Origin of the sequence: Dysgonomonas sp. Marseille-P4361, assembly GCF_900343125.1 — a bacterium.
Taxonomy (GTDB): domain Bacteria; phylum Bacteroidota; class Bacteroidia; order Bacteroidales; family Dysgonomonadaceae; genus Dysgonomonas.
The window spans coordinates 570,104-583,025 of record NZ_OPYL01000002.1 but is presented as its reverse complement, the minus strand read 5'-3'; the positions used below and the strand labels follow the sequence as shown (position 1 = coordinate 583,025).

Below are 12,922 nucleotides of genomic sequence, written 5' to 3'. Positions count from 1 at the left end.
TATTTTTGTTACGAATTGTTAATTGATATTTTTATGAGCAAACTTATTATTAATTCTTTCGCCGAGTTTGAACAATATGTAGGGAAAGAACTTGGAGTATCTGATTATCTTAAAATTACACAAGATCGTATAAACAAATTTGCAGAAGCGACTCTTGACTATCAATGGATACATGTAGATGAAGAACGTGCAAAAGTAGAGAGCCCTTTCAAGAGCACTATTGCACATGGCTATCTGATGGTATCTATACTTCCTTATTTATGGGATCAAGTTATTGAAGTAAATAACGTAAAAATGCTCATAAATTATGGAATCGAAAAACTTAAATTTAATCAGGCTGTAGTCGTTAATGATGAAATCAGGTTGCGCGTTAAATTAGAATCTCTGGTAAATCTACGAGGCATTGCTAAAGCTGAACTTAAAGTAATCTTAGAAATAAAAGATTCTCCAAAAAACGCATTAGAAGAAACAGTGATATTCTTATATCATTTCAATTGATAAATATAAATTTTCAAGAAATAGAAAAAGATCGTCTAATGGCGATCTTTTTTCTTATACATCAAAGGAAATTAATTCAAGGCACTGGGTCATATCCATGACCTCCCCATGGATGACAACGAAGAATTCGTTTAGTAGCTAGCCATAAACCTTTGAAAGGACCATGTTTCTTTATTGCCTCTATTGCATATTCCGAGCATGTAGGTGTATATCTACAAGATGGAGGTAGCATAGGAGAAATACTGTATTTATAGAAATATACAGGTATCAAAAGAATCCATGATAAGACCTTCTTCATTCTAGTTTATCTTCCTTTAATTTATCCGACAAGGTTGTCATTGCTTTGAGCATTGCTTTCTCTATTTCTTCATAAACAGGTAATTCTGATTTTAAGTATAGAAAAGCAATATCTACTCTTCTATTTTCACCTTTTAGTGAATCTAGAAAAGAAATCTTGTTTAATCTATAGGCCTCACGAATTAACCTCTTTACTCTGTTCCTCTTCACAGCCCTCTTAAACTTCTTTTTAGAAACACTCACCAATATAGAACATTCCGCTTTTTCTTTATCATCAGACATATTCTCCGCATAGTAGACTATGCGCAAAGGATATGACACAAAAGAATCACCTTTCTGAAAAAGTCGATCAATTGATTTGTTTTTATGCAATCTTTCAAATTTAGAGAAAGTATTCTTTGCTTTACTGATGTTATCTATTTCCATAAAGTACGGAGTCTATTTTCGAACAAAGGTAGGTAGATTTATACTAAAAAATAGAGGAATCTTTCATTTTATGTAACAGTTCCTTCAATCAACTCGTCTTAATATATAGGAACCATATAACTTTCAAAGGATTAATAAAAGCAATATTAGTATTCGTTATATGGTCTAATTACCTCCACAGACGAGATGTTTGAGGAGGTAATCTTTTTATAACAGAAAGTGTATTACTATTTTATTGAAGTATATCTAGCAATTGCAACATTGCCAAATTGGAGGCTCGTATTATATTCGACTCTCTATATTTACCTAATTGATATATTTTTGTTACTTGCTTCTCTCTATATTTAGTAGAAATCCAAACTGTTCCAACCGGTTTTTCTTCACTCCCACCATCAGGTCCGGCAATTCCGGTTACCGAAATAGAACAATCAACATTCAATAGCTGCTGAATACCTGTCGCCATTTCCTGAGCAACAGATTCACTCACCGCTCCATATAGATCCAAAGAGTTTTGTGATACTTTCAAAACATTTGTTTTCACCTCATTCGCATATGAAACAACTGTTCCTTTAAAATAAGCAGAAGAACCGGAAATGGATGTTATCAAATGAGCGATATTCCCTCCGGTACAACTTTCGGCAGTAGCAATTGTTAAGCCTTTTTCGAGTAATAGGTCTCCCAATATTTTTTCTACAGGTAAGTCTTTTTCAGCTAAAATAGCATTCCCTAGCAAATCTTGTAGTTTATGTATCTGTTCAGTCATCTCTGCCAGACGATGACCTCCTCTAACAAATAGGCGAAGCTTTACCAATCCGGGAGAAGGTAAATAGGCTAATCCAAAGCCATGAGGTAAAGAGTCTTCAAAGTTTTCGAGATACATAGCCAAAGCCGATTCGGTATAACCACGTACAACAAACACTCTTTTCAGATAGGCCTCTGGATCGTATTTTTCTTGCAAACGAGGCAATATCTCGTTTTCCATTACATATTTCATCTCGAAAGGAACACCCGGCATAGAGACCAATACTTTACCCATATAGTCGAACCAAGTAATAGGAGCTGTCCCTACCCTATTTTGTATGACTGTTGCATTATCAGGAACATAAGCCTGATTGCGAGTCAGCTCATTCAATTTAGTAAAACTGGAGATAACATTTTGAATATTTTCCAAAACTGTTTCGTCGAATATCAAAGAAGCTCCAAAGTATTCGCTCAGCGTTTTTTTCGTTATATCATCTTTCGTAGGACCTAAACCGCCTGTCATTAGAATAACATCAACCCTTTGAAAAACCTCATCTATTGTTTTTTTTATTTGAGTTGCATCATCCCCTATCGATTGCATTTCTACAACTTCAAAACCTGCGACAGTAAGTTTTTGAGCAATCCATGAGGAATTTGTATCTACAATCTGACCAATCAGAATTTCGTCACCTATCGTAATTATAGCTGCTTTCATATCTTTCCCTTATCTTGTTTATCAAACAAGACAAAGGTAATGAAGATAAAATAATGTAATAGAAAAACAGCTGCGTTTATTATTAAAATCCGGTTACTAAAAGCCCTCTTGCTCCTTTAATTCCACACTTCTGATATTTATTGTAAGCAGTCGCGGCAGCCTCTCTTACTGCGGCATTACTTTTTGCGTCAATATATGCCGCAATTGCGTCATGTAAAGTATAAGCCTCAGGGCACATCAGGTGCGTAGTCCACAATAAAGGGTTTGCTTTAGCCGATTTTAAATATGGGGTAAAATATTGTTTGCTGGCACATGCCAGAATAATTGCATCACGAGTAGCATTGTCTCTATTTTCAAATGTATTTGACAGAGAAAAGTCCATCAAACCATTATGACCTATATAAGCTACTAGTTTAGCTCCTCCATTGATACCAATTGTGGTCTCTCCTACCCTTAATGTATCTTTTAGCTTACCGGAACAAGAATTAAGAAAATCTACAGTGCAATTTTTGATGTATTTTCCATTGTAAGCATCAGCTACCAAATAATTATTTTCAGTCTTATGTTTAAAAATAATACGCTCTAAGCGAACACTATCTATTTTTTCTCGCCTGACCTCTTTCCACTCTGCACTCTTTTTGAAGTAAGTTCGAATACCATACCCACATCCCCAATACAAATTGGAATTAGGATCTTGTCCGTTACCAATACCTTTAGGCACTTTCACTATCCCTTGATACTTATTATCGCAAAGCGCGACCAATACATGGATTGTATTAGATTCTTGCCCAAAGAAAGGTATAAAATACAGTGTAAGAATAAAAAGGAGAATAATTCTGTTTTTCATGATCAAGCAGCTTATTTCTATAATAGAGAGTACAAGCGACTAAATTCCATAAAAGACTCATGAAAATTTATTTCTTTTTCAGTGCAGACATTCTTTGCAACAATGTAGGATGAGAATAATAAAAGAATACAAATAATGGATCAGGATTTAGATTACTCAACGATTTTACCGATAGTTTTTTCAATCCACTCATTAAAGCGTCTCCCAAACCAAAAGATGCAGCATAAGCATCGGCCTGATATTCATTCTTTCTACTATGAATACTTGAAAAGATTCCTATAATCATAGATATAGGTGTAAATAAAATGGAGAAGGCAATCATACCAATATGAAATGAAGGATCTTCAGTTCCTAAGGCAAGAGCAATATCTTTACTTCCCAAAAACAAAGACAATAGGAAAAGAATAATTCCTGTATAACAGATAGATATGAAAATCCCTTGCAGTGTATGCTTTTTCTTATAATGCCCTATTTCATGAGCCAGTACAGCCACAATTTCTTCAGTTTCCAGATCTTTAATAAGTGTATCGAACAGTACAATACGCTTCTTTGCTCCGAAGCCGGTAAAATAGGCATTTGCCTTAGTAGAGCGTTTCGATGCATCCATTACATAGATATTATTGATTTCAAAGCCTGCTTTTGTGGCAAAGTTCTCAATAGCATCACGCAATTCTCCTTCTTCCAAAGGGGTCTGTTTATTGAATAAAGGAACAATGATATTCGAATAGAACAGGGTCATGAACAAAGAAAAACAGGTAACAACACCCCATGCATACAGCCATGCCATATCGCCTAACTCTTCATACAACCACACAATAACAGATAAAATCACACCTCCTAAAACAGCCACGAGCAGAAGTCCTTTTAATTGATCGAGCCAAAAAGTCTTTTTTGTCGATTTATTAAACCCAAAACGTTCTTCTATAATAAAAGTGCTGTAATACTCGAAAGGTAAACTTATTATAGCATTTGCAATATAAATTATTCCAAAGAAACTTAAGGTTAATGCTATCTCATTATTCGTAAAGTCCCTCAGTACACTATCGAGCCAACCAAAACCACCTAATAATAATACCATCAAAAGTACAACAAAAGAAAAAGAGCTAACGTATAGCCCAAAACGACTATTCGTTTTTTGATATTCTTGTTGTTTTTTATAATCTTCTTTATCGTATATGCCCTCTAACTGATCTGGTATCTGAGGACTCATTCTTTTACGGTTTCTATATGCCAAATACTGAGTCCATACGAACTCGAGTACTACAATCAATACTATTATAAATAAATAAAGAGATTTATTTTCCATCATTCTTTTTGCGTTCTATAAACAGAGAACAAAGATAATAGAAATGGGGCAGAATATATTAATGAATAAGAAAATGAAGTTTATATCATCTTTTAAGCCATATTTTGACTACATTTGTTAGACTAAAAAATGCTCAATACCACTCAAAACCTAATTTCATGAAAAAAATTAATATTTTTATTCTATTCTTTATCGTATTAACCCAAGTTATAATTGCCCAAGATAAGGCCTCAAAAATCAGAGCAAAACTCTTTGACAAGAATCTTGAAGAAGTGTTAGTTGTGGCCCATCGTGGAGACTGGAGAAATGCTCCTGAAAACTCTTTACCTGCAATAGAAATGGCTATCGAAATGGGTGTTGATATTATTGAATTAGATATACAAGCGACAAAAGATGGAGAACTAATATTAATGCACGATAGAACAATTGATCGTACGACTACCGGCAAGGGAAAAGTTTCAGAATGGACTTTAGATTCAATAAAAACATTGAACTTAAAAAATGGTTGTGCAATTAAAACCAGAGAAAAAGTTCCAACATTGGAAGAAGCTCTATTATTGGTAAAAGGAAAAGTTTTAGTTAATCTAGACAAAGCCGATTCACACTTTGACAAAGTATATGCTCTGTTAGAAAAAACAGGAACTACAGATCAGATTATAATGAAAGGTGGAAAATCTGCCGAAGATGTGAAAAAACTTTACGGAGAATATCTTCTGCATGTTATCTATATGCCAATTGTTAGTCTGGAGAAAAAAGATGCTGAAGAGCAAATAAACAAGTTTATAGAGGACATGAATCCTGTCGCTTTTGAGCTTACTTATAGTTCGAAAGACAATCTTCTTCCTGCTAAGCTCTCTGAGTCGTTGAAAGGGAAAACCCTTATCTGGTACAATACTCTTTGGGATACTCTTGCAGGTGGACATGACGACGATACAGCCTTGGATGATCCGGAATTTGCATACGGACAATTAATAAAAGAATACGGGGCTAGAATCATTCAAACTGATCGCCCCGCATACCTTATAGAATATCTTAAAAAAGAAGGATTGAGAAAATAAATCTTCTTTTACATTACAACTCGAGAAAATGGAGCTGCGTCCATTTCGCAAAATTCTTTATCCTGATATTTAAAATATCCGGTCATGGCAATCATTGCCGCATTGTCTGTCGTATAACCAAAAGGAGGAATATGAATTTTCCAGCCATAGCGTTTTGCATGATCTTCAAATGCTGCTCGTAAGCCAGAGTTTGCAGAAACACCTCCGGCTACAGCTACTTCTTTGATACCAAGATCTTTTGCAGCACGACGTAAAGCCTCCATCAATACATCAATAATTGTTTTTTGCAATGAGGCACAAAGGTCTGCTTTATTCTTTTCTATGAAACCAGCATCTTTCTTCAACTCATCGCGTAGGAGGTAAAGAAATGATGTCTTCAACCCACTAAAACTATAATCATAACCTTGAAGATGTGGTTTATTAAATTTAAATTTAGTAGGGTCTCCTTCTTTTGCCAATCGATCGACAACCGGTCCTCCAGGATAACCCAAGCCCATCACTTTTGCACATTTGTCAAAAGCTTCACCTGCAGCATCATCAATTGTCTGTCCTATAATTTCCATTTCGTTATATGCCTTCACAAGGATAATCTGAGAATTTCCTCCTGAGACTAACAAGCATAAAAAAGGATATTTAGGTTGATTATCATCATCCTTACTTTCCTTTATGAAATGAGCCAACACATGTGCATGAAGGTGATTCACTTCTATCATAGGGACATTCATAGCAGTAGAAAAGCCTTTTGCAAAGGAAGTTCCAACAAGTAAAGAGCCCATCAAACCGGGACCACGGGTAAAAGCCACAGCTGTAATATCTTCTTTAGATACTCCTGCTTTTTTCAGAGCCTGATCTACTACGGGAATTATATTCTGTTGGTGTGCACGTGATGCAAGTTCCGGCACTACCCCTCCATAACTTTCATGAACTTTTTGACTCGAAATTACATTGGAGAGTAATACTTCATCTTGAATAACCGCTGCTGCTGTATCGTCACACGACGATTCTATACCTAATATTGTTATCATATTTTCAATCTTTACAAATAAATGAACCCATCAATATTTTTATAGATAAGTATATTATTTATACTGTCTCCTTCTTAAAATAATACATATCTTTATTCGTTATTAACAGGTACTCAAAAGTGATACAAAATTATAAAATATATATCTTCTTAGCAAAGAAGAAATCTTAAAACGGACGAAATGAAACATTTTACTTATCTATTGACATTCATCATCATATCTACCATTGCCTGTACTGGAATAAACAAGCAAATACAACACGAAAGTAATCCTCCCAAAGAGATTCTAAGACTAGATAAAGACTTGTATAATTACATACAAGCACCATCTAGCATTAAGGAGGATTCTCTGATAAAGAAATATCCGGAGTTAATACCCGCTCTTGAAACTATTATCAGTAGCGACAACTCTGAAACACCTTTCAGAACCATGAAGGAGTATTTCTCACATCCGATGCTAATGAAGATATACAGTGATGCTATTGATACATTTGACAATGTTTCAATTTATGAAGAGCAACTAGGTAGAGCAGAAGGACTCGTTATACAACATCTTCCCAATAGACAATTGCCTCAATTTGCAATGCATATCTCCGGATTTAAGGAGAATGTAATTGTATTAGATAATCTGATTTCTATTTCGATTGATAAATACTTAGGCAAGGATTATACGGGCTATAACGATTTTTTCAGGCAATATGAAAGACAACAAATGCAACCTATATATATAACCCGAGATTATCTCAGAGCATGGCTTATGAGTGATGTTGTAAAAATAGAGAATAAAAATCTTCTTTCGGCAATTATAACAGAAGGGAAAATATTATATGCAATATCTCAACTTCTTCCGGATATGAGCGATGAAAATATTATAGGATATACAAAAGAACAATACCAATGGTGCGAACAGAATAAAAAAGATATCTGGAAGAAAATAATCAATCAGGAGCATTTGTATTCTGAAGATCCTCTCCTTATTTCATATTATTTAAATAATGCTCCGTCAAGTAGTTCTATATCTCCCGAGTCACCAGGTAGAGCTGCTGCCTGGATTGGATGGCAAATTGTAAAAGAATATACGAAAAAGAAAAACAGTAGTTTACAAGAGATCATAGAAGCCAATCCTCTTACCTTATTCAAGGATAGTAAATTCAATCCATAAAAGATTAATTGGCTCAGCATCTTAGTTATTAACAATACTGTTGATAAATAAAGTAGCCAAATAAAGCAGATTTAGCTTATCTTTGAAAGAAAAATAGAGAAGGAGTAAATAATGGCTGGTAATACAACAAATAAAAATCAAGGGAAGAGAAATACAAAGGAGACTATCCTTGTTCCTGACATAGGAAAAGTACAACCACAAGCAAGAGAATTAGAAGAAGCTGTATTGGGCGCACTTATGCTCGAAAAGGATGCTTATTCACTAATTAGTGAGATTCTAAAACCTGATAGCTTCTACGATCCTATACATCAGACTATATACAGAGCAATAGTGAATCTTGTTTCGCGACAAGCCCCTGTAGATATGTTAACTGTAGTGGAACAACTTAAAAAAGAAGGTGAGCTAGAAGCTGTTGGCGGACCTGTATATATAGCGCAATTGACAGATAAAGTTGCTTCTGCTGCACACATAGAGTTTCATGCCCGAATCATTGCTCAAAAATATCTGGCTCGGGAATTAATCGCTTTTTCCTCTACTGTAACGAATAAAGCTTTTGACGAAACTTCTGATGTTGACGATTTGATGCAGGAAGCAGAAAGTAAGCTTTTCGAAATTTCGCAACGAAATGTAAAGAAAGATGTTACTCAGATTAATCCCGTTATTAAAGAAGCGCTACACCTTCTAGAAATTGCAGCAAACAGACCTGAAGGTTTAAGTGGTCTGCAAACAGGATTTACTGATCTGGATAAAATAACATCGGGATGGCAGAACTCTGACTTAATTATTATTGCTGCTCGTCCTGCGATGGGTAAAACCGCATTCGTACTCTCGATGGCTAAGAATATGGCTATTTCATATGGTTATCCGGTAGCCCTCTTTTCACTCGAGATGGCCAATGTACAGTTAGTAAACCGTCTTATTGTAAATACCTGCGAGATTGCAGGGGAGAAAATTAAGAACGGGCAGTTACTGCCTTATGAGTGGGAACAACTAGACTTTAAAATAAAAGAGTTATATGATGCTCCTCTATATATTGATGATACTCCAAGTTTATCGGTATTTGAACTTAGAACTAAAGCAAGGCGGCTGGTTCGTGAACATGGCATCAAGATGATAATAATCGACTATTTGCAGCTGATGAACGCTAGTGGTATGAATTATGGAAGTCGTGAGCAAGAGGTAAGTATGATTTCCCGTTCGTTAAAAGGATTGGCTAAAGAGCTTAACATCCCTATTATTGCACTATCTCAGTTGAATCGTGGTGTAGAAGGCCGTGCCGGAGCAGAAGGAAAGAGACCGCAATTATCCGACCTTCGTGAGTCCGGAGCTATTGAGCAGGATGCCGATATGGTTTGTTTCATACACCGACCTGAATATTATAAAATCTTGGAAGATGATAGAGGAAACTCTCTTATCGGGTTGGCTGAGATCATTATAGCCAAGCATCGTAATGGTGCTACAGGCGATGTATTATTACGATTCAAGAGTGAATTTGCCCGTTTTCAGAATGTTGATGATGACTTTAATTTTGGTCCTGGTCAGAACTTCTCATCAAAAATAAATGAGCCAAGCTCATCTCCGGCAGATCTCCCTCCTATGCAAGGAGGAAATGATTTCGTACCTTTTTAGAATAAGATCTTCCTTACAATAGAAGCAGGCTAGCGAAGTAGGTAGCCTGCTATTTTTTTATAGATGAGCTATATTTATATAAAAAAGGCCACTCAAATAGACTGGCCTTTATATTTTAGATATTCTGTATATTATTTAGCAGAATCTCCTTTAAGTTGTTTTTTCTTCAACATTATCCACGCAATAGGTGAAGCAACGAACAATGAAGAATATGTACCTAGTAATACTCCAATTAGGATAGCAAATGTAAAGCTACGAATAGTATCGCCACCTAGTAAGAATATGATAAATACTCCCAACATAGTACTTAATGAAGTATTGATAGTACGACCTAATGTTGAGTTCAATGCCTCATTGATAACTTCTGTAATAGAACGTTTAGGATAAGTTGTTCTAATCTCACGGATACGGTCAAAGATAACAACCTTATCATTGATAGAGTAACCAACAACAGTTAGTACCGCAGCAATAAACGATTGGTCAACTTCCATTGAGAATGGTAAGATCTTGTACAAGATCGAATATAACAAGATAACCATGATTGCGTCATGAGCAACAGCAATTAAAGTACCAACAGAGAATGCTACATCGCGGAAACGAATCAATATATATAATCCCATACAGATTACAGCAAATAAGACTGCAATAGTCGCATCTTTTTGCATATCTTCTGCAATGCTCGGTCCTACTGTTTGAGAACTTAGAATATATTGATCAATAGTAGCTCCAGGAGCCATATAATCTTTCAACGCTGTTGTCATCTTTCCTAAGATCTCAGCTTCTGCTTCATCAGATGTATTCTCAATCAGGTAGTTTGTAGTAATACGCATTTGAGACGATCCTGCAGCCTGAGAAGCTGATCCACTAGTAAGAACACGTACTGTTGATCCATCAAACACAGCTAATAAAGCTTCTTCAACATCCGAAGTTTTCACTTCTTGGTCAAATTTAACCAAATAGTTACGTCCTCCTGTAAAGTCGATTCCTCTATTCAGTCCGTTAAAGAACATTGAAACTGCACCTGCAACTAAAACAAAAGCTGTGAAAATTACAATTTTTTTAGTTAATCCCAAGAAATCAATTTTAGGACTAATAAATAGATTTTTAGTGATAGATGTTGTAAATGTAAGATTTCTGAACTTACCTCTGTTCAACATGAAATCGTAGAATATACGAGTAAGGAATACTGCTGTAATAAATGATGCAACGATACCGATGATCAATGTAGTAGCAAATCCTTGAATAGCACCTGTTCCGAATGCGATCAAGATAGCCGCTGTGATTACAGATGTTACGTTAGCATCGAAGATAGCAGAGAATGCATGTTTATATCCATCCATGATGGCTACTTTCGTATTCTTACCTGCACGTAATTCTTCTTTCGCTCTTTCATAAATCAGTACGTTCGCATCCACTGCCATACCTAACGAGAGCACAAGCCCCGCTATACCCGGAAGTGTCAACACCGCCCCAAAGGAAGCCAGTATACCTAGAGTAAAGAACAAGTTTATCAATAGAGCTGCGTCTGCAATTAGACCAGGAATTAGTCCATAAGCCAGACACATATATAGAAGGATGATAACTAATGCAAGCGCGAAAGAGATCAAACCTGCTTTAATCGCTTCTTGTCCTAATGAAGGACCTACAACGTCTTCTTGAACGATACGAACTCCGGCTTTCATTTTACCAGATTTCAATACGTTTTCTAAGTCTTTTGCATCCTCTACAGTAAAGTTACCTGTAATCTGAGAACGTCCTCCTTCAATTTTTTGATTAACGTTTGGAGCAGAGTATACATGACCATCTAGAACGATAGCGATGCTCTTTCCAATTTCCGCACCTGTAATAGCAGCCCAACGTTGAGTACCTACAGAGTTCATCTGCATGTCTACTTCCCAAGCTACACTGTTTTGAGATTGGTCAGCTTTAGCCGAAACAACCACTTCTCCATCCAGAGCCGGTCCTTTTTTGATACCATCTCCACGAAGAGCATATAAGCTGATTTGAGTTTCTCTTTGGTCTTCAGCTTTGAAGCCCCATGCAAATTTCAAATCGCTTGGGTAAACGTCTTTGTATTTATTTAAAATAGTATTAACGGCAGCTGTGTCATTTTTGTGTACCAATCCTACAACAGCTCCCATTCCTCCTGTTATGAAGTTTTCATAAAGTGGTTTTGTAAATCCTAGGTTAGAGATTGGTGCTACAGCGACAGAGTCAACTGTTACAGCAGTAGAATCTATAGTAGAAGAATTAGATGAAACTAAAGCTTCTCTTGAACGCTCATTTAAAGCACTCAAATAACCACTTATTTCATTAACACTATATGTTTTCCAGAATTCTAGGTTTGCACTACCTTGCAATAGTTTGCGAACACGATCCGGTTCTTTAATACCTGGTAGTTCGATCATGATACGTTCAGCACGATTATCTAATTTTTGAACGTTAGGAGCAACAACTCCAAAACGGTCGATACGCTGACGTAATACATTGAATGAGTTATCTGCTACACTTTGTAATTCTGCTCTAAGTACAGTAACAACCTTATTATCGTTATCTGTTGGAGCAATTTGATCTCTTAATTTTGTACTGAAAACACCAGCTAATTTATCGTTCCCGTTAGCCGATTTGAATTTATCAACGAATATAGAGATATAGTCACGATTACTTCCTTTTGTGTTTTCTTCAGAAGCTTGTTTCAACGCAGTATTGAAAGCCTCATTGTCAGGATCACCTAACGAATAAAGCACTTCAGCAGCATCTACTTCAACTATTACACTCATCCCTCCTTTTAGGTCGAGACCTAAACCGATTTCTTTCTCACGGCACTGTTTAAGGGTATAACCCATATTGTCAGATCCGAATGTCAACCAGACTCTCTCTGTAGACATTGAATCTAAGTAATGGTTATATTCTCGGTTGTACAACTCACTGTACAAATCATCGTTGTCATTCGCATTCGCCGAAGCGTAGGCAGTCGCATATTCTACAGCCTTATTTTCGTAACTTCTGGTAACGAAAGTAAAGGACAAGTAAAAAAGACATACCAACGTAAGGAGAATGGCAAACGTCATTACAAAGCCTTTGTTTTGCATCTTAGATTTTACTTTTTTATTATTTAACTTATTCTTATTTTATTTCTTACAAACACAAAGAAAACGGGAAATATTCTGCATGGTCATTAAAACACTTAAGGCCAAGCAAAGACATATACACATTTTC

11 protein-coding genes are annotated in these 12,922 nt (G+C 35.9%); 4 read left to right on the top strand and 7 right to left on the bottom strand.

Annotated features, from left to right (window positions below; all coding sequences use genetic code 11):
• The first annotated feature begins 33 nt into the window (after positions 1-33).
• Complete coding sequence (locus DHU68_RS06255) at positions 34-498, top strand: MaoC family dehydratase (protein WP_108822112.1); 465 nt, start codon at positions 34-36, stop codon at positions 496-498.
• A gap of 76 nt (positions 499-574) precedes the next feature.
• Here the strand turns inward: DHU68_RS06255 and yidD are convergent, their stop codons facing one another.
• From yidD to DHU68_RS06230, 5 genes are all read right to left on the bottom strand, one after another.
• Complete coding sequence (yidD, locus tag DHU68_RS06250) at positions 575-796, bottom strand: membrane protein insertion efficiency factor YidD (protein WP_108822111.1); 222 nt, start codon at positions 794-796, stop codon at positions 575-577.
• Complete coding sequence (gene rnpA / locus DHU68_RS06245; protein WP_108822110.1) at positions 793-1,221, bottom strand: ribonuclease P protein component; 429 nt, start codon at positions 1,219-1,221, stop codon at positions 793-795. Before rnpA ends, yidD begins: the two co-directional genes overlap by 4 nt.
• 232 nt (positions 1,222-1,453) lie before the next feature.
• Complete coding sequence (locus DHU68_RS06240) at positions 1,454-2,677, bottom strand: CinA family nicotinamide mononucleotide deamidase-related protein (protein ID WP_108822109.1); 1,224 nt, start codon at positions 2,675-2,677, stop codon at positions 1,454-1,456.
• A gap of 82 nt (positions 2,678-2,759) precedes the next feature.
• Entirely contained in the window at positions 2,760-3,524 is a 765-nt protein-coding gene (locus DHU68_RS06235) for a hypothetical protein (RefSeq protein WP_108822108.1), read from the bottom strand.
• Between the two features lie 67 nt (positions 3,525-3,591).
• Entirely contained in the window at positions 3,592-4,830 is a 1,239-nt protein-coding gene (locus DHU68_RS06230; RefSeq protein WP_108822150.1) for a M48 family metallopeptidase, read from the bottom strand.
• Between the two features lie 158 nt (positions 4,831-4,988).
• On the opposite strand from DHU68_RS06230, the gene DHU68_RS06225 reads away from it, so the two are divergent.
• On the top strand, positions 4,989-5,888 hold the full coding sequence (locus DHU68_RS06225; protein WP_108822107.1) for a glycerophosphodiester phosphodiesterase family protein: 900 nt from the start codon (positions 4,989-4,991) through the stop codon (positions 5,886-5,888).
• A gap of 8 nt (positions 5,889-5,896) precedes the next feature.
• Here DHU68_RS06225 and tsaD read toward each other — a convergent pair whose 3' ends face one another.
• Positions 5,897-6,913, bottom strand: coding sequence for a tRNA (adenosine(37)-N6)-threonylcarbamoyltransferase complex transferase subunit TsaD (tsaD, locus tag DHU68_RS06220; protein WP_108822106.1), 1,017 nt, complete (start codon positions 6,911-6,913; stop codon positions 5,897-5,899).
• 180 nt (positions 6,914-7,093) lie between these two features.
• Here tsaD and DHU68_RS06215 point away from each other — a divergent pair, with 180 nt between their 5' ends.
• Together DHU68_RS06215 and dnaB are read left to right on the top strand one after the other, a co-directional pair.
• On the top strand, positions 7,094-8,074 hold the full coding sequence (locus tag DHU68_RS06215) for a hypothetical protein (RefSeq protein ID WP_108822105.1): 981 nt from the start codon (positions 7,094-7,096) through the stop codon (positions 8,072-8,074).
• Between the two features lie 111 nt (positions 8,075-8,185).
• Positions 8,186-9,703 (top strand): replicative DNA helicase, encoded by a 1,518-nt coding sequence (dnaB, locus tag DHU68_RS06210; protein ID WP_108822104.1) that lies wholly within the window; start codon positions 8,186-8,188, stop codon positions 9,701-9,703.
• Positions 9,704-9,834: 131 nt separating this feature from the next.
• Here dnaB and secDF read toward each other — a convergent pair whose 3' ends face one another.
• Entirely contained in the window at positions 9,835-12,795 is a 2,961-nt protein-coding gene (gene secDF / locus DHU68_RS06205; RefSeq protein ID WP_108822103.1) for a protein translocase subunit SecDF, read from the bottom strand.
• Between the last annotated feature and the right edge of the window lie 127 nt (positions 12,796-12,922).